Genomic DNA, 21,642 nt, shown 5'->3' with positions numbered 1-21,642 from the left:
TTAAAACAAATATGGAAGGAAGTGTAGAATGACCAGTTTGGACTTAGACCCCAGTGAAATTCTGGAAAGGTATAACGTCAAAATGGAAAAAGCAATGACGCCGGATGACGCGGCAGCAGAACTTTATCCAAAAGACGAGCTGATTCGCCCTATTGCAGAATCTATCTATGAAGGCGAAGAAGATGACACAGTAGAGGGCCTCAAGAAAGCAATTGAAGCCGGTAAAGATCCAATTGCCTTAATTGATGATGCCCTGATGGTAGGAATGGGAGTAGTAACAAAACTCTATGATGAAGGAATAATTTTCCTGCCAAATGTAATGATGTCTGCAGATGCAATGCTTGATGGTATTGATTTCTGTAAATCCCAGGCCAAGGAACCACCTGTATCCAAAGGTAAGATCGTATGCCACGTTGCAGAAGGTGACGTGCATGACATCGGTAAGTCCATTGTCTCAGCCCTCCTGAGAGCAAATGGTTTCGATGTAGTGGATCTTGGACGTGATGTGCCGGTAGACGAAGTAATTGAAGCTGTGAAGAAAGAAAAACCAATGATGGTGACAGGAACCGCTTTGATGACTACCACAATGTATGCATTCAAGGCTGTCAATGACAGGCTTCTTGAAGCAGGTATAAAAGTTCCATTCCAGTGTGGTGGCGGTGCTGTAAACCAGGACTTCGTATCAACCTATGAGCTAGGAGTATATGGAGAAGAGGCTGCCGACGCACCAAAGATGGCAGAGGCAATTCTTGCAGGCGCAGATCTTGGCAAACTCAAGGAACAATTCCATCAACACTGAGAGGTGAGCAAAATGACAGTAAACAGATACACCAAGATGGCATATGCTAGCGCAGACGATATGATTTTTGGAAACTCCCCCAATCCTGTAAAAGCAGGTCTGGACTTAGAGATTGGTGCCGGTTACACCACACCTGAAGTAAACTATGCACCAAGGCCAGAAGCCGGTGAGACCAAAGAGAAACTTGTAAAGGAATATGAGCGTATTACCCGCGACATAATGGAAAGGATGGTCCAGGTTGGTTTCCCATCAGTCGTACTGGAAACCGAGCACGTTCAGCAGATGACCAATAACCCAACCTGGGGTGGAGAAGTCGCAAATGCACAGAAAGCCATTATGGAAGATTACCATGATGAATACGGCATCAAATGCGCTCTGAGACACACTCCTGGTGACATCCGTGAAGACCGTGACTACCTGCAGTTGAGGGGAGAGAAATACAACACCCTTATGGAATCTTTCGAAGAAGTTGCATCAAACGGTGCAGATCTCTTATCCATCGAAACTATGGGTGGTAAAGAAGTCTTTGACCGTGCAATTCTGAGAAATGATGTGCCAGGTATGCTTTTTGCAATTGGTTGCCTAGGTACCATGGATATGGAATACATCTGGCAGGACATTGCCAAAGTTGCCAAGAAGAACAATGTCGTCGCAGCTGGTGATACTGACTGTGCACAGGCAAACACTGCAATGTTCATTGCAGGTGGACTCCTTGACAAAAACCTTGCCCACACCCTTGCAATAATTGCCAGGGCTATATCCGCACCACGTACCCTTGCCGCCTATGAAGCAGGTGCAGTTGGTCCGGGCAAGGACTGTGGTTACGAGAACACCATTGTAAAATCCATTGCTGGTGTCCCAATTGCCCAGGAAGGTAAGTCTTCCACATGCGCCCACTCCGATGTAATGGGTAACCTTGTAATGCAGTGCTGTGACCTATGGTCCAATGAATCCGTAGAATATCACGGTGAATTCGGTGGTACAACTGTACAGTGCTGGGGTGAATCCCTTGCATATGACTGCGCACTGATGAATGTCTCCCTCCAGACAGGTCAATCCAAGAACCTCAGGGACATGATGGTTCTCTCCGACAAGTACAGGGACCCACAGGGATACATCCTGGCCTATGACAATGCCTACAAGGTCGGTGAAGCAATTGTCAAGGATTCAGATGACATCTATCTCCGTGCAAAGAACGCTGCTGTAGAGTGTGTGAACCTGCTTGAAAACGCAGATCCCAAACTACAGATGACCAGATTCGAAAAGAATGCACTTGCTGATGCAAGTGAAGCTCTGGCTGGACTTACTGATGATTCAGACAAGTTCCTCAGTGACTCCCTTGAACAATACAAAAAGGAAGTCAAGGTATTCAGGCCGGAGAACTACGGTCTCTGAGCGAAAACACATACAGACGTTTAGCTGTGGACTCCTTTAAGGGTCCATAGCCCCAATCACCTTGTAATCTTCTATATAGCGTAGCTAAACTACAAGGAGGAGATATAAAAGCAATGCAATACTTACAACCTCCCTTTACTCCTATTTTTTTCAATTTAAATTACTTGTGAGTTATTGTAACTTTTAGTCTGTATCGATCTATTAATTCAAATGATAGAGGTGATATTTATGGAAGGAAATATTGAAATGGTGAAAGCCGAAGTAGCCGATAACACGGCCAACCCGGCACCACTTGGTTTCACTGGTCTTGGGCTTTCAGCAGTTTTGCTAAGTTTGACATATGTAGGTTTATTCCCACTTGATTCAATGGTAGTCTCAATGGCAATATTTTTGGGTGGATTTGCCCAGGTATTTGCAGGGATAATGGCATGGAAGAAAGGAGATGTATTTGCCGGAACTGCTTTTAATGCATTCGGGCTTTTCTGGTTCTCACTTGCAGGACTGATTATACTGCAGTCCCTTGGATGGGCCGCTGCAGCTGAACCAATGTCAATGGCTGCCTATCTCTTCATATGGGGTGTTTACACTTTTGTGATGCTCATAGGTACCTTGAAAATGTGTAGTGGCAGCAGAGTCATACAATTTGTATTCCTTACCCTGTTCATCCTGTTCATCCTGCTTGCAATTATCAATGCTACAGGAATGACCGGTCTACTTGTTATTGCAGGTATCGATGGACTCCTACTCGGATTTGGTTCACTATATGCAGCTCTTGCTATGGTACTAAATGAAATTTGTGAGAAACCTGTGGCTCCAGGTATTTAAAACAAAATATAGGGATATATTTATGTCATTTATTTTGGAGGAATGGAAATGTGCAGGAAAACATTGTTGGAAAAATATTTTTTCATGTTTGTTTTCCTGATTTTTTTTATCTCCATACCAAAGATATTGTATGGATATTTTTATGATATAATCTACCTCGAAACCAGTGGATATTATTCACTATTGAGAGGATTTTCAATCGTGTTTATTGCCGGCAATTTCTATGTTACTTCCCTTTCACCCAATTCCCTGCATCCTTATGGTTATTCTAAATATGTAAAAATGGGTCAGTTTTTGGTAGCTCTTGGAATTGGAATAATTTCCTTACTTTTAATAAGCCATGCACTTATAGGCAAATATAGTTATCAGAAAGTCCCGTTTATTGATATGTCCGGATACATTATAGTCCTGCTTTCTGTCACATTTTATCTTCTGTTAATTCATTCCATGAAAAAGGTTCAATTCCCCTTGCAGGAAGAAAAAAAATATAATCATTCTAACAATATGAAAAAAGAAGTGGCTTTAACCATAATTACATTAATAGGATTGGTAGGTATTGAATATGGATATTTTTTCCTGGATATTGTCCTTTCAATCTTTTTCTTTTCATTTTTGGTAAAAGAAACCCTTTCTGTAATTTGGGAAAGCAGCAGTTTTTTGAGTGATACATCTAGCCTGGATGAAAAGCAAATCTGCAATCTTGTAAACTCAATAGACGGGGCCAGTGAATGTCACAATGTGAGGGCACATGGAACTGATTCCGACCTTTATGTTGACCTACATGTATGTATGGATCCAAAGATAAAAATCATTCAGACCAAACCAATTGTTGAACAAATAGAATCATCCTTAAAAGCAAGTTATTCATCAGTCAGGGATGTTACTGTTCATATTGAACCTATAAAAAAGAAGGGGGACTTTATATGAAATATAGTCTGGGCATAGATGCCGGTGGAACTTATACTGATGTAGCCATCATTGAAAACAATTCAGGAAAAGTAGTCAGTTCAAACAAAGCACTTACAACATATCCGGATTTACTTGAAGGCATCGAAAATTCAATTGATGGACTTGATTTTCAATATCTTGAAGATATTGCAGTCGTTTCTGTCTCTACAACCCTTGCCACAAACACGGTCCTTGAAAATACCGGATATCCCGTAGCACTTATACTGATTGGGGAACACGGAAGCGAAAGCGAAGGTTTTCCTTCCCAGCATATATTTCATGCAAAAGGTGGCCATGATCACAAAGGCCTGGAAATGCAAGAACTTGATATTAGTCCCATTGAGTCCTTTGTCAAGGATGTGAGGGATAAAGTATCTGCATTTGCAATTTCATCTCATTTCAGCATCCGTAATCCGGATCACGAAATAAAAACACGAGAATTGATTCAAACAATTGTTGATATGCCAGTTGTTTGTGGTCATGAACTCTCTCAGGATATAGGAGCTTATGAAAGAGCTGTAACAGCTACACTCAATGCACGGCTTATTCCTGTAATAAAGCAATTTATTGAAACTATAATCAAAGACATCAGAAGAAGAGGGATAAGTGCCAGGCTCCTGATGCTTAAATGTGATGGTTCTGTAACAGGTATCGAGGATGCACTCAAAAAACCTATAGAAACCGTATTTTCAGGACCTGCTGCAAGTCTTATCGGAGCTTCTCATTTAAGTGGGAGGCATACCTGTGTCACAATTGATGTGGGGGGCACAAGTACCGATATTTCATCCATTTCAAATGGAGTACCTGAACTAAGTGAATCCGGCGGAATTGTAGGAGGATGGAAAACCAGAGTACGTGCAATTCATATGGAAACCTCTGCAATGGGGGGAGATAGTGGAATCTGGACGCGTAAAGGAGGACTGTTTATAGGACCCCGACGTGTAATCCCTCTCTGTCTTGCAGCACAAATGTACCCGGGATTCATATCAAAATTAAAAAACGCTTCTAATCCACAAAGGGATCTCTTTGATGAAAATATCCAACCAGCCAGATTTTTCGTTAAAAACAGCTCTGGCAAACATGAATTAACAGACTCCGAAAGAAGAATACTTGACGTGCTTGGCAGTGAACCGATGTCTTACAGGGAACTTACATCCCTCACCAGGAGCCACATTTCATCAAATATGCTAGACTTACTTATAAGCAAACGATTCATAAGGGTTATAGGTTTCACTCCGACAGATGTATTACATGTATTGGGAGATTATGAACAATGGGATGTGGAAGCCGCATCAATCGGGGCTGACATTTTTGCAAGATTTGCTTTTAGCAGTAAATTTGAAATATGTGAAACACTGAAAGAAAAATTTGCTCTCAATATGGCATATGACCTGATATGTTTCGCTCTTCCAAATATCGAAAAAGAGAGTATAATGGAGACCCTAACTGGTAATTACCCTGCTACTTTTAAGGTGAAATTACCTGTAGTCCTTATTGGTGGCCCTGTAGCCCCATATGTAAAATCACTTGGAAAAATTGTGGACGCTGACATCATTCTCCCGCAACATGCAGATGTGGGAAACGCAATTGGGGCTCTATATGGTAAAGGAATAAAAAGACTTGAGTACCTTATAAGGCCTGCATCTTTATCCGAACCAGATCAGGATTTCCTTGTTTTTTCCCAAAATGGAAGAAAGAGTTTCCAAACTTACACGCAAGCCTATGATTATTCCATAGATAACGGCAAAAATGTACTATTTGAATATATGAAAAGTTGTGGTATCAAAAAAGATCAGATATCTTTCAATATAAAGGAAAAGAAAGTAATTCCTGAAGGGTGGAAACATCCCCCCATGGAAACACAATTGACAATTATGGGAATAGGTACATCCCCACTTTAATTTTAGAATGACGTCTCCTTGTAGCTTTCAATACCATTCCCTGAAACAGTAAGGATGTAGGAGTCCATGTGAGACATCGCTCTCATTTTCTTTACCTTTATATATCTCTGGGACGAGTCATCCTTTGTTTTTATCATCGTATCTATAATGCCATCTGGCAGATAACCTTCCATGCCACTTGACTGTAGGGTCTGGCCAATGATATCATATGTTTCAAATACAAAGAATGTTGTTATATTTTCTCTTCTCAGGGGTTCGAAAAGATGAAACCATTGTTTTCTGAGTTTGGTTGGTTCTGTGTCCATCAAAGAATAAAGTGCGCCTGGAGAATCGATTCTCAGGCATGTAAATTTATCTCCCGTTTTTATTTGGTCTTATTTTATAATTAACAAAAAGAGTCAGGAAAAGGAGAATTGCAAAAATAGCAAAGATTATTTCCAATCCCATAATTCCCGAGAGGGCTCCTGCAAATATAGGCATGATTGCAAGACCTCCATAGGTATATGTGCTGTAAAGGCCCATTGTGATCCCCTTGTTCTTACTCATTGATGCCAGCAGCGTGGGTAATCCAACCATCGCGAGTCCTGAACCAGATCCCACCAATGCAAATCCTACAAAAGGCAACCATATGGTAGCCAGGGTTCCTGAAGCTGCTACCACAATGCCCATATTGATCATTTGTTTTGATTTCATGGATGTATGTGATACCCAAATGGAAGATATCATTGTGCTGATATAGCTTACTGCAATGGCCATTCCCAGTTCGGCTTTAGAAAGCATGCCTGTACTGTAATCAGGATACAAAGCAAGTAATACACCATTGGTACCTATCAGTACAAAAACTATTATCCATATACCCGTATAAGATTTGTCTACCAGAAATCCTGAAGTTGTGGAGATCTTTTGCCGGATTTCAGCAATAATTGGAGACTGCAATTTTTCTTTATCCCGGCCATTTTTGTACAGGTATCCCAACCCTGCAATAAGGGTCAAGAAAGATATAACTGTAAAAGCCATTATACCATACTTTAAACCCATGGTAGCCAAAAGACCACTTAAAGCAACACCGCCGGCAAGTCCTGCATTTAATAGAAAATTAAATTCTCCCATATACTGTTTTCTCTTGCTGAATGAACCAAGATAAGAAAATGCTGCTGGGAAAAATGCACCACATGCGGCACCTTCCATTAATCTTGCAAGAATGAGCAGGTGAATTTCATTGGTAAAAAGCATTATAGCTCCTGAAAAAAATGTCAATAACAGGCTGATTGTCACAAATCTCATAAAGCCATATCTTTCTGCCAGTATTCCAAAGGGCAGCATCGTAAGCAAAGCTCCTATAAAATAGGCAGAAAAAAGAAAACTTGACAATTCGACTGAATGATTTCCAGGTCCAAGTCCTGCAAGTTCAGGAAGAATAGGTATCACTGCATTGGACAATCCCATTATAGTAAATATAGATAAATAAACAAGTAATCTGCCTTTTTCCATCCATCTACCGCCTGTTGAACTGACTGCACAATGGAGGAGTGCATTAATAACAGTTGTTATTGCTATCTGAAAATATTATAACAAATAGAAATCCTCAGGAAAATGAATATCCAAAATGGCCAGAATGAGTTCGAAAAAAGTTAGATTAATAAGCCCTTTGTCAACGCAGGACTCGGTATTTTCGGAAGAACATCGATGATTTGAGTACAGAAACTGTCCCGTTATTACGTTTGACGATATAATCTCCCGCTTTGCCGTTTACGGTTCCTCTCTTTGTTTCCACACTGAAGTCTGTCAACATCTTTAAAGCATGACCCACCGGGTTTTTTTCATTTGTTTCCATCATTTCCGAAACTATAGTCTCTTTGCTCAGTTCACTCATATTGAAACCTCCCTAGAATAGACCCGAAAATAATTATGACACTCTAACGTATATACCTAACCGATGAATTAAAATTTTTAATTAGTAAATCTTCATTAATTTGCAAACATTGCATTTATCCCCTAATAAAACCAAGTGATATTTATGATCATTACCCTAATTGGAATGGCCGGTGTCGGAAAAAGCACTATTGGTAAGCTTCTTGCCACCCATTTAGGCTATAGCTTTGTTGATGTGGATGACCTTATCATGCAAAGAATAGGTGGACCATTACAGGATTATCTTGACGAAAAGGGAGATTCAGCTTTTATCAAAGTTGAAGAGGATGCCATACTGGATTTGGATTTAAGGGATAAAATGGTGATTTCTACAGGCGGTAGTGCAATCTACTCAGAAGCTGCAATGGAAATCCTTTCTGAAAAATCTTTAATCATACTCCTTGATGATACCTTTCCAAATATAAGAAAAAGGATATCCCATCCCTGGAAAAGAGGGCTCGTGGGTTTCCGGGAAAAAGGAATTAAGAAATTGTATCTGGAAAGGTGGCAATTGTACCGGAAATATGCAGATATTGTTGTTGACATTAACGGAATGGCAAACAAAAAGAAAGTTGTAGATGATATTGTGGAAAAGAGTAAAGAACTCTATAATTCCACTTTTGACACTTTCAGTTTGTGAGTGCCTGTATTGGCGCCGGTATGCGCCCTGCTTTTTTAACAAACTCTTCCGAACTGAATTTATGGACAGGCATGACAGGACAGCTTCCAAGCAATCCTCCGTACTCAACCATATCTCCCGTTTTTTTGCCCGGTGCAGGAATGATGCGCACTGCTGTTGTTTTCCTGTTTATCATTCCTATAGCCATTTCATCGGCCATAATTGCCGAAATCGTATAGGATGAAGTGTCACCGGGAACTGCAATCATATCCAATCCCACCGAACATACAGATGTCATTGCTTCGAGCTTATCCAGTTTCAGTGAACCACGTTTCACAGCCTCTATCATTCCTGCATCTTCACTTACAGGTATAAAAGCCCCACTTAGTCCGCCTACAGAAGATGATGCCATTGCACCGCCTTTCTTTACCGCATCATTCAACAATGCAAGAGCTGCTGTGGTTCCGTGGGTGCCACAACTTTCCAGTCCCATTGCCTCAAGGATAGCTGCTACACTATCACCAACTTCAGGTGTGGGTGCAAGTGAGAGGTCCACGACCCCAAAGTCAGCTTCGAGTCTCCTGGATACTTCCCTGCCGGTCATCTCTCCCATTCTTGTGATTTTAAAGGCCGTTTTCTTTATACACTCAGCGATTTCTCCAAGGTCAGGATTATCCAGGTCCCTTATAGCAGAATTCACAACACCGGGGCCACTTACGCCCACGTTTATGACGCAATCAGCCTCACCTACTCCGTGAAAAGCACCAGCCATAAAAGGATTATCTTCCGGGGCGTTTGCAAAAACTACGAGTTTAGCACAGCCAATACCTTCCCTGTCCCTGGTAAGGTCTGCAGTTTCTTTAATCACTTTTCCCATAAGATTCACAGCATTCATGTTTATGCCGGCTTTCGTAGTTGCCACATTAACAGAAGAACAAACCTTTTCCGTAACTGCAAGAGCCTCAGGGATTGCATTAATAAGCCGTCTGTCACCATCTGTCATCCCTTTATGGACAAGAGCGGTGAAACCACCTATGAAATCAACTCCAATCTCATTGGCTGCCCTGTCAAGAGTCCTTGCAATGGAAACTATCTCTTCCTGTGTGAAAGTTTCTGCAATTGTGGCAATTGGTGTAACAGATATACGTTTATTGATTATGGGTATGCCATACATTTGTTCGACTTCGTCTGCAACATCAACCAGTTTGCTGGCGCAACGTGTCATTTTTTCATGAATGTTGTCATTAAAAGTCTCAATATCAGGATGAGCACAATCTCGCAGATTGATTCCCATTGTGACAGTTCGTATGTCAAGGTTCATGCTGGAAATCATCTGAATGGTTTCCATTATTTCTTCAGGATGAATGAACATTTATATCACCTCTTTTGGGAATTCATATACGGTGCATGAAACGGAATACATCGTCTTTCTGTACCTGGATCTCAACACCAAGTTCATCTCCAGCAGCATTTATTGCATTCTGGAACGCATCAAGGTCAAATCCCTTTTCTTTTGACTCTGTCAGCATTATCATGGTGAACAGATCTTCCATTATAGTCTGGCTTATGTCCACAATGTTCACCTCGAATTGGGCCAATACATTTGTTATATGTGCTACTATCCCGACTTTATCTATTCCAATTACAGTGATAACAAAACGTGTGGATGTCATAATAAGTTCTCCTCGATATGTAGAATACGGTGGAACTACGATTTCATCATATTTAATAATGCATCAATATCCAATAATGTTTCAAGTTACATAGCGAAATAATAAATTCATAAATCCAAAGAAACTAAAAATAAAATAATATTTATATTGAATAGAATGCAAAACTAAAAGAACTTAATAATCAAAAACGTTTAATTTCCAAAAGTAATACTATTAGATATTGCGCGACTGGAATAAAGTTTACTTGTACAGTCATAAAAAACAATTTTTAATAAGTGTTATATATGATGCAGTTGCAACTTTTAGCTACACAATAAAAAGGTGGTTAATACATGCCTTGCTGGGAATATGATATAAAACCAATAAGAACTGATGACTGGAGTAAAACAAAAGACGAATTAAATGAAATGGGAAACGAAGGTTGGGAATTAATCAAGTTTTGTGGACCACTGGATGGACAGGGAGCTTCTGATGCTTTTTTCAAAAGGCTTGTTGATGAAGCAAATATCTGAGTGATTTTCACTCCCCCATTTCATCCATATCCCTGCATATGCAAAACTTGCATAATGCAATCTCCACATCTTTCTGTTTGTTTTTCGCGGGACAATAATACACATTGTCCTTTTTTGCAATTTTGCTACCTCCAGGGAATTCCATATTTAAAGGATGGAGGGGCTTGCCTGCAACAAATATGAGGTATATTGAAGTCAATTTGGCCAGATCTGTGAACAACCTGTTTTTTTCATTATCCTCTTCCTGCATTAAATCGATACGCTGAATTAGATCCAGGCAATCCTTCCTATCAAAAGTTAAGAGTAGAGTGGTTGCGTTGTATCTTTTAATCTCCTCTATGGTTTCATAAAGATGCCTGAATAAATCCTCACCATATATCTGTCTGTATTTTGAAGGGAGGTTTTCAGTACTTTGCAACATCAGAGATCTTATTTTCATAAAATCTGAAGGAGTAAACCGGTTTGCCTTCTTCTTGAGATTGGTAGTTAATTCTTGCCCATTGTTTAAATGGTCGCAGATCATACTTATTTCCAGCCACATTTTCCGGAACTACATATCCCCATTTTTTCGAAATATTGCTGATGATAATCTTCTGCAGGATAAAATTCAGAAGCGGGCTCAATTTCTGTAACTATAGCCTTGAATTTGCCTGATTGCTGTAGCTTATGAAGGCAACTCAGAGCAATTTCTTTTTGTTTTTTGTCATGATAAAATATAGCAGAGCGATATTGTGTTCCAACATCCGGCCCCTGTCGATTAGATGTTGTAGGATCATGAATATTCCAGAAAATATCCAGCATTTGTTCATAACTTACAATTTGTGGATCATAAGTAATCTCAACAGCTTCAGCGTGGCCTGTACGTCCGGTACAAACTTCCTTATAAGAGGGATTGGGTACACTCCCTCCTGTGTAACCAACCCGTGTGCTAATAACGCCTTCAACTTCCCTGAATGCTGCCTCAATCCCCCAGAAGCATCCGGCAGCAAATGTCGCTTTTTCCATAGGTTTCAAACTCATTTATAATCCCCATAATCTCATTGGTTTTCTGCCAGATATAATTATTCAATGGCTTCTAGGGAATAGTTTATATACGATGTTCGCATATGTTCGAACAATCTTTTTTTTACTAAACCGGGGAGGTAGAGAACATGAATGATCGCAAAAAAGATGACAACAATAGAGACGAAAATAATTCTTTCGAAGACATCGAAGACCTTCTTCAGTATGTTTTTGAAAAGATGAGAGAAGGTAATGACAATAAGCCCTTCGTATATGGGTTTTCCATTGCTCATAACCCTATGGATAATGATCAATTCAATGAACAATCACCACCAGCAGAGGAGACACCAGAGGATGTTTTTGTAAAAGACCAAACTCCCCTGGTTGAGACATTTAAGACCGACGATGAAGTTTACGTTACAGTCGACATTAAAGTTGACGAAGATCTTGTGTCAATTGCCTCACGCCACAATGAAGTAGACATTGCAGTGCATTTCCCGGACGCTGGATGCACTGAGACACAACACGTAACTCTGCCTGCAAGTGTTGATCCAGATAGTGAGTCGATCAGTTGCAGCCATGGAGTAATGGATATTAGGTATAAACGAAGAGTGGCTTCTACTTTGAATTGATTTTTATTTTAACTTTATTTCTTCTGTTTTCTTTGCCTATTTAAGGGATTTCATTCATCACAGCAGCATAAATATGCCAGATGATACGTATTAAACAGGAAGATTTTTATAGACATATGCTAACCTGAGTTACTCAATAAATAATACTGTCTAAATATGCAAGTGCAAGTATATTGCATATGCCCCAGTATATAATATAGGACGGATGTCTCACTTTCTCCCATTATTGTGAGAGGGATGGATGAAGAGAAAGCAAATATCCGTGCGATGGGACTCCTCACGAAAGTCGGATTAAAGGACAAAGCAAATGCTTATCCAGCCTCCCTTTCAGGCGGCCAGAAACAGAGGGTGGCAATTGCAAGAGCTCTTGCAATGCATCCAAAAGTGATGCTATTTGATGAACCCACTTCGGCATTGGATCCTGAAATGGTAGGGGAAGTATTGGCTGTCATCCGGGATCTTGCAAAAGAGGTATGACCATGGTTGTTGTCACAATGGGCTTTGCAAGAGAAGTAGCTGATAGGGCCTTCTTTATGGACGACGGCCCGGTAGTGGAGGAAGGTAGCACTGAAGATCTTTTCACAAATACCCGACATGAACGGACAAAATCTTTCCTCAGCAAGGTTTGTAATTTTCTTATTTTATTGGTTATTATTAAGATTCTTTTAAATTAGCAATACGAAAATTTTACACTACACCGAATTATATTTTGTTAAGTGCATTTTTGAAAATATTTATAGCAATATATTTTTCAAAAAGCATGCAATACACTATATATAATATAAAATGTATTATTAAATTGAGTTATAATATTATATATTATATACTTCACAAAACATATATTTTAGTATGCATAACTTATGCTGGTGTTTACACAATATTACAGTAAAGAATGGCAATTCTCATTTTAAGAATACATTATTTTATGAGCCAATAATGAAAATTGAGGGATAAAAAGAAGATAAATATTATAATGGTATGTTTATATACACATAATTAAGTTAATACTCCTATACGTAGCGAGCAGAAAAAGACATAAAAAACATAGCAGAATTTTCTGCCTCCATTGCAATCTTGAATAAAGAAGTAAAAGAACATATACAAACAATAGTAAATAACTAAATTATAAGGCTATGTGTATACATACTATTATTAGTCTCTACCTATACACCTAATAGATAAAAAATGCCATATAAAGCATAGGTTTATTTTTCACCACATAATGGCTAAGAACATGCCACAAAAATAACTACCCAGGTAATCTAATTAGAGAGGAGATCCCCTGGGGAAATCATTTGTCTGCACCTAGATTTCCTTTATTCATACAATATATATGAATGATTTTGTAAATCTGGTATAATGCACAGTTTCAGTAAACACAATTATTACAAATACTATAGTAATACAGCAGTTACACTCCACTACCGCCCCATTTAGTGCAAAAAAAAGAGAAGAAACGCATATTTGTCAAATATCAAAGTTTCATTCATATATGATGTGTAATATACTCCAACTCGCCTATAAAGCATTTAATGCGCCAAACCTCACTAAATAACATCTCACTTTACAAGACTGGCATAATGGTAAAATAATAATTTTTCTAAAGACAAAATACTAAACTTATTAATTGAATTAGTAATAATTTTAATTAGTAAACTTAACTTAAAAATTACTATTGTAACATGTAATCATTACTAAAAAACAGTGCTTTCCAGTAATTTAAAAATATTACATAAAATAAAATTAAGCAAATATTATTCCTGTCTGTTTAGATAAAAACATTTATACTGACAGTTAAACGACATCCGAATAAATTTAATAATTAATATAAAATAAGACTATTTTATAAAGAAAGAGTCAACAAAAAGTGAGATTTAAATCTCCAGAGAATAACCAAACAATTCATTGAATAGTGAATATTTTTTCCTTGCATTATAGAGATACTGACGAACATAGTTTTCACCCTTTGATTTCTGAATCATAGCTTCAATTTCCCTGGGCGAAAACACAGTCTCTAGTTTTATTGCTGCAATGTTTCCAATATCTGAGATAGAGTTCCTTTCAACTGAATTGGCACTGGTTTGTGAGACGTCATCGATAATTGACACCGGGTACTCCCCAACCCATTCCCATGCAGGATCAAAAAGAATTATCCTTAGAAGAGAGCAATCTACACAGCGACATACTACTGCCGTATAATCCTGAAAATTGTGATAAGTGAAGGAAAACAACTGACCCTCACATTCACTGCATACACCCATTTCATTTTCTTCTTCTTCAAAAGGAGGAATTAACCGATTATCATCTATACACAATAGTTTATTTGGCAATGAATAGCGCAAGGTTGATTTATCAAAAGAAACATTCATTATATTAGGCCTCTATTAAGGTTACAGAAACAACATTACTTTACAAACATATAAATAGTTTGATTGTATATATATGAATTAATACATAGATAGGGGTAATTCTATGAAAGCTATTAGATCTAAAATAAAAAACCGTCTCAAAAAGTTCGTAGAACTTGACGTGAGCGGACTGCGTACCCATATACTATCTATTCTTCTCAACGTAAAACAGTTTACGGTTGATGATCTTCACGAAAAGATCAACAAGCAGTTCGACGCATCCAGAAGTGTAGTGGCCTCTATGGTAGGTTATATACATTCAAAGTTAGGTATTCTGAGATCCCATAAGGAGTCATATAAAACACCTACAACATACTCACTAAAAGAAGAGTATGTAGACTTGATACAGAATGCCATTACCACGCGAGAAAAACCATCCACATGAATGAGTATTCATGGTAGCAATAAAGGATGCTCCGCGTACATCCACAACCCTAATAATACGTTCTGATTCGGGATCCCGGATTACCCACTCCAGAGATCCTTATTATAGCCTTATGAGCAGGCTTTTTCAGGAAGATGCTACTGCACGGCGCGGACAGCAATTTCTGACTTTGATCGAAGAACGCCAAAAGAGTGGCAATGCGGTTAAAACAAGTGAATGGGAATCAATAATGAAAGAGCTTGACGTTGGACGAGCATCTTTCTATGCAATGCGCAACAAATTACTTGGTGCGGGACTCATATCTAACAAGAATAAGGAATACCGTCTATCGAGTCAGTTCAGTAAAGATCTTATAGATATGGCCAACTGGTGGTCTACTGCTATATTAAATAAAGACCCGGATGAAATATAATTCCCGATAATTTTATATACTAAATATCCAATGTAGGATACGTTTTCGTAGCAGCCCGGTAGTGTAGTGGTCAATCATGTGGGACTCTGGATCCTGCAACCTCGGTTCGAATCCGTGCCGGGCTACTAAACTTTTTTGTTAATTTTTTAAATATTTTATTTATTTCTATATGACTGATCTTATAAGTGTAACATATAAATACATACAATAGATACTGAGATTAGTGATATGTAAGTAATCTCCAATATACGATGTGTTGGAGGCAATAGCATCAAGAAAACGGAGGATAAACCGAATACAAAATGTGTCGAATCTGCATTGAGAAAGCGGACACATGATTTGGAAGAGCGAGTCAAGGAATTAGACTGCCTCTACCAGATATCCAGAATTGTTGAAAAGAGAAGCGATCTGGACACAATTTTACAGGAAATAGTAGACTTCATTCCTTCTGCCTGGCAATACCCGCACATAGCTTGCGCAAGGATTACTTTGAAAGAAAATACATTTATGAGCCCGCATTTTCAGGAAAGCCAGTGGAAACAGTCCGCCCCATTAATTATTGAAAAAAAGAATGCAGGTTGCCTCGAGGTCTTTTATCTCGAAGAAAAGCCACATGCAAACGAGGGTCCGTTCCTCAGGGAAGAGCGCAAGCTGATTGATGCCTTAGCGGAAAGAATAGGAGATGCCATCAAACTGATTCATGTGGAAAAAGAACTCAGCAGTTACCGCAAGAACCTGGAAGAAATCGTAGAAAAGCGTACTTCTGAACTAACCCTTGCCAACCACCAACTACAGAAGGAAATTGCTGAACGGGAACGTGCAGAAAGGTCCCTCCGTGAATTTGAAGATATGAGGATAAAAGAGATCCATCACAGGATAAAGAACAATCTACAGGTTGTCTCCGGACTGCTGTATCTTGAATCAACAAATTATGATCCCAATAAAGTAGTGGAAGCTTTCAAACAAAGTGAAAATCGGGTGCGTTCTATAGCCCTTATACACGAAAAGTTATACCAGTCCAGCAACTGCAAAACCCTCGATTTTTTGGATTATGTTAATGAGCTTATGCAATATCTTATTCATTCCTATGATCTTGATACCAACAAAGTAATTGTAAATGTCAATGTGGATAAGTTCCATCTTGAAATGGACAGGGCCGTGCCCCTTGGAATCATAATTAATGAACTGGTTTCCAATGCCCTGCAACATGCTTTTAAGGAAGGACAGGATGGTGTAATCGAAATTCATTTCGCTAAAGAAAATAGTGATTATATCCTGGTTGTGCATGACAGTGGCCACTTTCCCAAAGAAATAGATTTCAAGAATACAGAATCCCTTGGGCTGCAACTTGTAACTAATCTTGTTTCCCAGATCGATGGCACAATAGATCTGAACATATCCGAGGGTACGACTTTTACGATACGCTTCTGACTACAGGAAAAAATCATATCTGGCCTATAAAGAGTAATAATAGCAACCCTAGAAAAGGTTGCTGAAATGTTTTCATTTCCCGATACTTTTCTCGGTTTCCATCACCTTGAGATATATTTTGAGTATCGAATCAGGATTCAGAGAAATGGAATCAATGCCTTCCTGCACTAGGAATTCAGCAAATTCCGGGAAATCACTTGGCGCCTGACCACAGATCCCGCTGTGCTTATTGTTTCGTTTTGCACCTTTTATTGCCATGGATACAATCTCTTTTACAGCTTCATCCCTCTCATCAAAGATTGAAGCCAGGATCTCAGAATCCCGATCAACACCAAGTGTGAGTTGTGTCAGATCATTGGACCCGATCGAAAAACCATCGAAATATTTGCTAAATTTATCGACCAGGAGTGCATTACTGGGAATTTCACACATCATATATACCTGCAGGTCATTTTCACCCCTTTTAAGGCCGTGTTTTCCCATTTCTTCGATAACCTTGCGGGCCTCCTCCACACGCCTGCAGAAAGGAATCATTATGATAAGGTTGGTAAGCCCCATTTCATCCCTAACCTTTTTCATCGCCCTGCATTCAAGGGCAAACCCTTCCCTGTATCTTTCATCATAATAACGCGAAGCTCCCCTGAAACCAAGCATGGGATTATTTTCCTTTGCCTCAAAAGCTTCTCCACCCAGCAGGGTTGCATATTCATTGGATTTGAAATCGCTCATACGTACAACTACAGGCTTTGGATAGAATGCAGCTGTAATTGTCGCGACACCTTCGGCAAGCCTTTCCACAAAGTACTCCCCTTTATCCGAATAACCCTGTGTCAATTTTTCAATCTGATTGACTGCATCCTGATCCTTGACTTTTTCAGTGTGAACCAGCGCCATCGGATGGATCCCTATATAGCTGTTTATGATAAATTCAAGTCGGGCCAGCCCGATTCCATCATTGGGCACCCGTGACAGTGCAAAAGCTTCTTCGGGGTTACCCAGGTTCATCATTATTTCTGTTTGGGTCTTGCTGATATCTTCCAGTTCTGTGGTTTCCTTATGGAATCCAAGTTGGCCTTCATAGACCCTGCCTGTATCTCCTTCAGCACAGCTTACAGTGACTTGCCTGCCGGTTTCAAGGATTTCTGTGCTGCTATTTGCCCCCACAACAGCAGGAATGTCAAGCTCACGACTGACAATAGCCGCATGACAGGTCCTGCCTCCTTTATTGGTAATGATGGCTGTCGCATTTTTCATCACAGGTTCCCAATCAGGAGTGGTTGTATCTGCCACCAGGATTTCTCCCGGTTTGAAGGAAGACAAACCAGAGACATCCTTTATAACATGCACCCTGCCCGAGGATATCCTGGACCCAACACTTCTGCCTGTGACAAGTACCTTGCCTTTTTCATCCATGTAATAGGTTTCAAGCACATCCTTCCTTTTCTGGGATTGTACGGTCTCCGGTCTTGCCTGAACGATGAACAATTCTCCTGTATCACCGTCCTTTGCCCACTCTATATCCATAGGCTTTGCTTTATTTGATTTGCCGGAATAGTGATTTTCAATCGTGACAGCATACCTGGCAAGTTGCAGTATCTCTTCATTATTGATGCAGAAGCCTTTCCTGTCACTTTCAGGGACATCCACATTACGCGTAAGTACCCTGGAATCACCCCGGCCATAGATCATCTTAATCTCTTTGCTGCCTACCTTTTTGCGGATAATGGGCTTATAACCTTCTTCAAGGGTCGGTTTGAATACGTAGAACTCATCCGGATTTACCAGCCCCTGCACGATATTCTCACCTAACCCATATGAGCCGGTGATAAAGACCACATCCTCAAAACCAGTTTCTGTATCGATAGTGAACATCACTCCGCTGGATGCAAGATCGGAACGAACCATTTTCATTATGCCAATAGAAAGGCCCACATCAAAATGATCGAATTTGTTATTTATCCTGTAGGAAATGGCCCTATCGGTGAACAACGAGGCAAAACAGCGGCTGCATGCATCATTCAGGGCATGATAGCCGTGGATGTTGAGATAAGTTTCCTGCTGGCCTGCAAAAGATGCATTCGGCAGGTCTTCAGCAGTGGCTGAACTGCGTACTGCGACATCGGTGTCAACACCATACTGTTCACAAAGTTTGTCGTATGCAGTTTTAATTTCATCCCAGAGGTCTTCAGGAATAGGTGCATCCAGAATTGTGTGCCGTGCCTTTTTGCCGACATCAGCAAGGTTGCTGAGATTTTTCGTGTCCAATTCATCCAGAATCCTTCGTAGGTCTTCCAGCACACCTGCCGAGTCCAGCACATGCCAGTAGGCCTCAGCAGTGATTGCAAAACCATTAGGTATACGTATGTCCTTATCCGTAAGTTCCCTGTACATTTCACCCAATGATGCATTTTTCCCCCCCACCAGGGACACATCATCAATCGTAATCTCTTCAAACCATCGTATGTATTTGTTATCACTCATTGTAACCCCACTACTATTTTCAATTAGTTGGTTATATGATTCCGGAAAGTATTATGTGTTCCTGTAGGTACTAAAAATCCATAGGTGAACAAACTGCGATACTTTTAATAACTATTAAAAAGAAATGCACAATGAAGTTATGAGGTTAAATTATTTGAGGGGGGCAAATTTATTTCATTCTGGTCAACCGCAGGTATAACTAATTTCTATGATGCATTTCTGCCTGGGGAAATAATCCTGCAAAGCTTTTTTTATTGAGTTATCCCGGAAGCTAGCCAACTATACATCAAGAGGAGAGAAAAGGTGTACGACAGTAATACTACATTCAGAGAAATTGAAAATGAATGGATAACCATGCCTGACGGCTGCAAACTTGCAGCCAAAATATGGTTGCCAGAAGATGCGGAGGAAAAACCTGTACCCGCTGTTCTTGAATATATTCCTTATAGGAAACGTGATTTCAAAGCGATTCGCGATTCCAAAATACATAGATATTTTGCCCAAAATGGTTACGCGGCTATAAGAGTAGACATGCGTGGCAGCGGGGATTCAGATGGAGTACTGGAAGATGAATACCTGCCTCAGGAACTCAATGATGGTGTCGAGATCATCGAATGGATTGCCTCGCAACCCTGGTGTACTGGAAATGTAGGAATGATAGGTATTTCCTGGGGTGGTTTCAATGCTCTTCAGATAGCAGCAAAGGATACACCCCATCTAAAAGCGATAATTACAGTTTCATCATCCGATGACCGTTATGCAGATGATGTTCATTACATGGGAGGTTGCATGTTAACGGACAACCTTTCATGGGCCTCAACAATGTTTTCCTATAACTCTCTTCCACCAGACCCTGCTATTGTAGGGGATAAATGGAAAGAGATGTGGCTGGACAGACTGGAAGGAAGTGGTCTGTGGCTGAAGAAATGGCTTCAGCACCAGAGAAGGGATGAATACTGGAAACATGCTTCAGTTGCAGAAAATTATGAAGCGATTTCATGCCCCGTTTTTGCAGTAAGTGGGTGGGCAGATGGATATTCCAACACCGTATTCAGGCTTATGGAAAACCTGCAGGTCCCACGCAAAGCCCTTGTAGGGGGATGGGGTCATAAATATCCTAATTTTGGGGGAGAGGGAATCGGAATTGACTTTTTAAGAGAAGCCACACGGTGGTGGGATAGATGGCTTAAAAAGATCGATAATGGAGTAGATGAGGAACCCATGTTACGCCTTTGGATGCAGGATAGTGTATCCCCCCTGATCTCAAGTTGTCCTGGCAGATGGATAGCAGAAAACAATTGGCCTTCTGCCAAAATTGAAAATCAAGAATTCTTCTTATCAAAAGGTAGGATCCATCTTGAAGAAGATGAAATCAAAAATGAAGATATGAGGATCAGAAGTCCCTTAAGTGTCGGACTTTTTGCAGGTAAATGGTACTCATACTCAGAGTCAACTGACCTTCCTCATGACCAGAGCGAAGAAGATGGAGGAGCCCTTGTTTTTGATACACCTGAATTAGAGGAAGATATTGAAATACTTGGGTCTCCGGAAGTAGAACTCGAATTAGAGTCAGACCAACCTATAGCTATGATTGCCCTGCGACTAAATGACGTATGTCGGGAAGGAACCTCCACAAGAGTTACGTATGGACTTCTTAACCTTGCACACAGGGATGGGAATGAAAATCCTGCTGTGCTTGAAGTTGGTAATACGTACAGGATTTGCGTAAAAATGAATTATGTGGCACAAAATTTCCCCGCAGGCAATAAAATACGCCTGTCTATTTCAACTTCGTACTGGCCGTTTGCGTGGCCTGCTCCTGAGCCTGCAGCTTTGACCATAAAGAGCAAAGGTAAACTCATATTACCTGTAAGACCAAAAAACAAAGAAGATGATAAATTATCATACATTGGAGAACCGGTCTTATCAGAACCAATTAAATCCACACTTCTGGAGCCTGCAAAGAGAGAATGGACAGTTCAACATAATCTTGCAACAAATGAAGTGAAACAACAGATTATCAACAATGATGCGTTCTTAAGGCTGGATGATATCAATCTGGAAATTGGGAAAGAAACAACTGAAGTTTATTCTTATCTGAATAACAATTACAATACTGTTAGGGGAGAAGTGGAAAGTACAAGAAGTCTGGCACGTGGTATCTGGAAGATAAAAACCCTGACAAGAACAGTACTTACATCCACACCGACTCATTTTCAAATTCGGGCAATCCTTGATGCGTATGAGGGTGATACACGAATTTTTAGCAAAAGTTGGGATGATTTGATTCCACGTGACATGATGTGAG

22 protein-coding genes, 1 tRNA gene and 1 pseudogene are annotated in these 21,642 nt (G+C 39.9%); 15 read left to right on the top strand and 9 right to left on the bottom strand.

All coding sequences use genetic code 11. The annotated features are described in order from the left end of the window. Positions 1-28: 28 nt before the first annotated feature. From mtaC to BHR79_RS08755, 5 genes are all read left to right on the top strand, one after another. Positions 29-799 carry a methanol--corrinoid protein MtaC gene (gene mtaC / locus BHR79_RS08775; protein WP_072561970.1) on the top strand — a complete coding sequence of 257 codons (771 nt, stop codon included), beginning with the start codon at positions 29-31 and terminating at the stop codon, positions 797-799. A 12-nt stretch (positions 800-811) separates the two neighbouring features. Continuing rightward, a complete protein-coding gene (gene mtaB / locus BHR79_RS08770) occupies positions 812-2,194 on the top strand; it encodes a methanol--corrinoid protein co-methyltransferase MtaB (protein ID WP_072561969.1) in 1,383 nt (460 codons plus the stop codon). Between the two features lie 228 nt (positions 2,195-2,422). Beyond that, entirely contained in the window at positions 2,423-3,019 is a 597-nt protein-coding gene (locus BHR79_RS08765; RefSeq protein WP_072561968.1) for an acetate uptake transporter, read from the top strand. A 48-nt stretch (positions 3,020-3,067) separates the two neighbouring features. Beyond that, positions 3,068-3,946, top strand: coding sequence for a cation diffusion facilitator family transporter (locus tag BHR79_RS08760; protein WP_072561967.1), 879 nt, complete (start codon positions 3,068-3,070; stop codon positions 3,944-3,946). Beyond that, entirely contained in the window at positions 3,943-5,868 is a 1,926-nt protein-coding gene (locus BHR79_RS08755) for a hydantoinase/oxoprolinase family protein (protein WP_072561966.1), read from the top strand. The genes BHR79_RS08760 and BHR79_RS08755 overlap by 4 nt, the downstream gene beginning before the upstream one ends. 2 nt (positions 5,869-5,870) lie before the next feature. On the opposite strand, the gene BHR79_RS08750 is transcribed toward BHR79_RS08755, so the two are convergent. The 3 genes from BHR79_RS08750 to BHR79_RS08740 form a co-directional block, all read right to left on the bottom strand. Then, positions 5,871-6,203: an ATPase domain-containing protein gene (locus BHR79_RS08750; protein ID WP_268765994.1), complete on the bottom strand. Its 333-nt coding sequence runs from the start codon at positions 6,201-6,203 to the stop codon at positions 5,871-5,873. 16 nt (positions 6,204-6,219) lie between these two features. Further along, positions 6,220-7,359, bottom strand: a complete 1,140-nt coding sequence (locus BHR79_RS08745) for an MFS transporter (RefSeq protein WP_072561964.1) — start codon at positions 7,357-7,359, stop codon at positions 6,220-6,222. A 160-nt stretch (positions 7,360-7,519) separates the two neighbouring features. Then, the gene (locus BHR79_RS08740) at positions 7,520-7,741 is read right to left on the bottom strand and encodes a hypothetical protein (protein WP_072360989.1); all 222 of its coding nucleotides are present in this window, start codon (positions 7,739-7,741) and stop codon (positions 7,520-7,522) included. Between the two features lie 144 nt (positions 7,742-7,885). Here BHR79_RS08740 and BHR79_RS08735 point away from each other — a divergent pair, with 144 nt between their 5' ends. Further along, complete coding sequence (locus BHR79_RS08735; protein WP_072561963.1) at positions 7,886-8,419, top strand: shikimate kinase; 534 nt, start codon at positions 7,886-7,888, stop codon at positions 8,417-8,419. On the opposite strand, the gene BHR79_RS08730 is transcribed toward BHR79_RS08735, so the two are convergent. Beyond that, the gene (locus BHR79_RS08730) at positions 8,409-9,770 is read right to left on the bottom strand and encodes a PFL family protein (protein WP_072561962.1); all 1,362 of its coding nucleotides are present in this window, start codon (positions 9,768-9,770) and stop codon (positions 8,409-8,411) included. The genes BHR79_RS08735 and BHR79_RS08730 overlap by 11 nt on opposite strands. A gap of 22 nt (positions 9,771-9,792) precedes the next feature. Continuing rightward, complete coding sequence (locus BHR79_RS08725) at positions 9,793-10,071, bottom strand: ACT domain-containing protein (protein ID WP_072561961.1); 279 nt, start codon at positions 10,069-10,071, stop codon at positions 9,793-9,795. A gap of 332 nt (positions 10,072-10,403) precedes the next feature. Here BHR79_RS08725 and BHR79_RS08720 point away from each other — a divergent pair, with 332 nt between their 5' ends. Continuing rightward, positions 10,404-10,583 (top strand): hypothetical protein, encoded by a 180-nt coding sequence (locus BHR79_RS08720; protein ID WP_072361001.1) that lies wholly within the window; start codon positions 10,404-10,406, stop codon positions 10,581-10,583. A 7-nt stretch (positions 10,584-10,590) separates the two neighbouring features. On the opposite strand, the gene BHR79_RS08715 is transcribed toward BHR79_RS08720, so the two are convergent. Both BHR79_RS08715 and msrA read right to left on the bottom strand, forming a co-directional pair. Beyond that, positions 10,591-11,106 carry a DUF2115 domain-containing protein gene (locus tag BHR79_RS08715; RefSeq protein ID WP_072561960.1) on the bottom strand — a complete coding sequence of 172 codons (516 nt, stop codon included), beginning with the start codon at positions 11,104-11,106 and terminating at the stop codon, positions 10,591-10,593. A gap of 2 nt (positions 11,107-11,108) precedes the next feature. Then, complete coding sequence (msrA, locus tag BHR79_RS08710) at positions 11,109-11,603, bottom strand: peptide-methionine (S)-S-oxide reductase MsrA (RefSeq protein WP_234970405.1); 495 nt, start codon at positions 11,601-11,603, stop codon at positions 11,109-11,111. A 131-nt stretch (positions 11,604-11,734) separates the two neighbouring features. Here msrA and BHR79_RS08705 point away from each other — a divergent pair, with 131 nt between their 5' ends. The 3 genes and pseudogenes from BHR79_RS08705 to BHR79_RS10830 all read left to right on the top strand — a co-directional run bounded on the left by BHR79_RS08705 (position 11,735) and on the right by BHR79_RS10830 (position 12,891). Beyond that, the gene (locus BHR79_RS08705; protein ID WP_072561959.1) at positions 11,735-12,217 is read left to right on the top strand and encodes an Hsp20/alpha crystallin family protein; all 483 of its coding nucleotides are present in this window, start codon (positions 11,735-11,737) and stop codon (positions 12,215-12,217) included. Positions 12,218-12,490: 273 nt separating this feature from the next. Continuing rightward, a pseudogene (locus tag BHR79_RS10905) lies at positions 12,491-12,644 on the top strand (ATP-binding cassette domain-containing protein); the annotation flags it as partial. Positions 12,645-12,690: 46 nt separating this feature from the next. Further along, positions 12,691-12,891: an ATP-binding cassette domain-containing protein gene (locus BHR79_RS10830; protein WP_276309456.1), complete on the top strand. Its 201-nt coding sequence runs from the start codon at positions 12,691-12,693 to the stop codon at positions 12,889-12,891. 1,200 nt (positions 12,892-14,091) lie between these two features. Here BHR79_RS10830 and BHR79_RS08695 read toward each other — a convergent pair. Further along, positions 14,092-14,586, bottom strand: coding sequence for a hypothetical protein (locus tag BHR79_RS08695; protein ID WP_072561958.1), 495 nt, complete (start codon positions 14,584-14,586; stop codon positions 14,092-14,094). A 103-nt stretch (positions 14,587-14,689) separates the two neighbouring features. Between BHR79_RS08695 and BHR79_RS08690 the strand changes: the two genes are divergently transcribed. From BHR79_RS08690 to BHR79_RS08675, 4 genes are all read left to right on the top strand, one after another. Further along, positions 14,690-15,010, top strand: coding sequence for a DUF2551 domain-containing protein (locus BHR79_RS08690; RefSeq protein ID WP_072561957.1), 321 nt, complete (start codon positions 14,690-14,692; stop codon positions 15,008-15,010). 10 nt (positions 15,011-15,020) lie between these two features. Then, complete coding sequence (locus BHR79_RS08685; RefSeq protein WP_072561956.1) at positions 15,021-15,422, top strand: hypothetical protein; 402 nt, start codon at positions 15,021-15,023, stop codon at positions 15,420-15,422. Positions 15,423-15,474: 52 nt separating this feature from the next. Further along, positions 15,475-15,547: transfer RNA gene (locus BHR79_RS08680), tRNA-Gln, on the top strand. A 214-nt stretch (positions 15,548-15,761) separates the two neighbouring features. After that, positions 15,762-16,853 carry a sensor histidine kinase gene (locus BHR79_RS08675; protein WP_072561955.1) on the top strand — a complete coding sequence of 364 codons (1,092 nt, stop codon included), beginning with the start codon at positions 15,762-15,764 and terminating at the stop codon, positions 16,851-16,853. Positions 16,854-16,925: 72 nt separating this feature from the next. Here BHR79_RS08675 and ppsA read toward each other — a convergent pair whose 3' ends face one another. Further along, positions 16,926-19,334: a phosphoenolpyruvate synthase gene (ppsA, locus tag BHR79_RS08670; RefSeq protein WP_072561954.1), complete on the bottom strand. Its 2,409-nt coding sequence runs from the start codon at positions 19,332-19,334 to the stop codon at positions 16,926-16,928. Between the two features lie 303 nt (positions 19,335-19,637). On the opposite strand from ppsA, the gene BHR79_RS08665 reads away from it, so the two are divergent. Continuing rightward, positions 19,638-21,641: a CocE/NonD family hydrolase gene (locus tag BHR79_RS08665; RefSeq protein ID WP_234970404.1), complete on the top strand. Its 2,004-nt coding sequence runs from the start codon at positions 19,638-19,640 to the stop codon at positions 21,639-21,641. The last annotated feature ends 1 nt before the right edge of the window (position 21,642 follow it).

This window comes from Methanohalophilus halophilus (assembly GCF_001889405.1).
Lineage (GTDB): Archaea > Halobacteriota > Methanosarcinia > Methanosarcinales > Methanosarcinaceae > Methanohalophilus > Methanohalophilus halophilus.
The sequence above is the reverse complement of the archived record's forward strand: the minus strand, read 5'-3'. Positions and strand labels throughout refer to the sequence as shown.

Coding starts and splice junctions, on each gene's coding strand:
- BHR79_RS08715 (WP_072561960.1), bottom strand. CDS start 11,106: ATGATCTGCGACCATTTAAACAATGGGCAAGAATTAACTACCAATCTC.
- BHR79_RS08685 (WP_072561956.1), top strand. CDS start 15,021: ATGGTAGCAATAAAGGATGCTCCGCGTACATCCACAACCCTAATAATA.
- BHR79_RS08705 (WP_072561959.1), top strand. CDS start 11,735: ATGAATGATCGCAAAAAAGATGACAACAATAGAGACGAAAATAATTCT.
- BHR79_RS08720 (WP_072361001.1), top strand. CDS start 10,404: ATGCCTTGCTGGGAATATGATATAAAACCAATAAGAACTGATGACTGG.
- BHR79_RS08755 (WP_072561966.1), top strand. CDS start 3,943: ATGAAATATAGTCTGGGCATAGATGCCGGTGGAACTTATACTGATGTA.
- BHR79_RS08735 (WP_072561963.1), top strand. CDS start 7,886: ATGATCATTACCCTAATTGGAATGGCCGGTGTCGGAAAAAGCACTATT.
- BHR79_RS08760 (WP_072561967.1), top strand. CDS start 3,068: ATGTGCAGGAAAACATTGTTGGAAAAATATTTTTTCATGTTTGTTTTC.
- BHR79_RS10830 (WP_276309456.1), top strand. CDS start 12,691: ATGACCATGGTTGTTGTCACAATGGGCTTTGCAAGAGAAGTAGCTGAT.
- BHR79_RS08690 (WP_072561957.1), top strand. CDS start 14,690: ATGAAAGCTATTAGATCTAAAATAAAAAACCGTCTCAAAAAGTTCGTA.
- BHR79_RS08695 (WP_072561958.1), bottom strand. CDS start 14,586: ATGAATGTTTCTTTTGATAAATCAACCTTGCGCTATTCATTGCCAAAT.
- mtaB (WP_072561969.1), top strand. CDS start 812: ATGACAGTAAACAGATACACCAAGATGGCATATGCTAGCGCAGACGAT.
- BHR79_RS08745 (WP_072561964.1), bottom strand. CDS start 7,359: ATGGAAAAAGGCAGATTACTTGTTTATTTATCTATATTTACTATAATG.
- BHR79_RS08765 (WP_072561968.1), top strand. CDS start 2,423: ATGGAAGGAAATATTGAAATGGTGAAAGCCGAAGTAGCCGATAACACG.
- BHR79_RS08730 (WP_072561962.1), bottom strand. CDS start 9,770: ATGTTCATTCATCCTGAAGAAATAATGGAAACCATTCAGATGATTTCC.
- BHR79_RS08725 (WP_072561961.1), bottom strand. CDS start 10,071: ATGACATCCACACGTTTTGTTATCACTGTAATTGGAATAGATAAAGTC.
- mtaC (WP_072561970.1), top strand. CDS start 29: ATGACCAGTTTGGACTTAGACCCCAGTGAAATTCTGGAAAGGTATAAC.
- msrA (WP_234970405.1), bottom strand. CDS start 11,603: ATGAGTTTGAAACCTATGGAAAAAGCGACATTTGCTGCCGGATGCTTC.
- BHR79_RS08740 (WP_072360989.1), bottom strand. CDS start 7,741: ATGAGTGAACTGAGCAAAGAGACTATAGTTTCGGAAATGATGGAAACA.
- ppsA (WP_072561954.1), bottom strand. CDS start 19,334: ATGAGTGATAACAAATACATACGATGGTTTGAAGAGATTACGATTGAT.